1 protein-coding gene is annotated in these 417 nt (G+C 45.6%); it reads left to right on the forward strand.

Annotation, left to right across the window (positions count from 1 at the left end; translation table 11 throughout):
* Positions 1-417, forward strand: a 417-nt coding sequence (locus tag BFP77_RS10710) for a radical SAM protein (RefSeq protein ID WP_373604828.1), incomplete at both ends; no start/stop codon positions are given.

Consider the following 417-nt stretch of genomic DNA (forward strand, 5'->3'; position numbering starts at 1 on the left):
CCCCCTAAAGGAAAACCAAAATGGCTAAGGGTAAAACTTCCTACAGGTAAAAAATATACCCAACTAAGGGGGTTGGTTGAAAAGTATGATTTGCACACCATCTGCACTTCTGGAAGTTGCCCCAATATGGGCGAGTGTTGGGGTGAGGGCACAGCTACATTTATGATATTGGGTAACATATGTACCCGTTCTTGTGGCTTTTGTGGTGTTAAGACCGGAAGACCGGAAGATGTGGATTGGGCGGAACCTGAAAAGGTAGGACGCTCCATTAAAATAATGGGCATAAAACATGCCGTAATCACCTCTGTGGACCGGGACGACCTTAAAGATATGGGATCCATTATTTGGGCTGAAACCGTAAAGGCCATTAGAAGAATGAATCCGGACACGACGCTAGAGACACTCATCCCGGATTTT

The organism is Maribacter sp. 4U21 (assembly GCF_002742365.1).
Lineage (GTDB): Bacteria > Bacteroidota > Bacteroidia > Flavobacteriales > Flavobacteriaceae > Maribacter.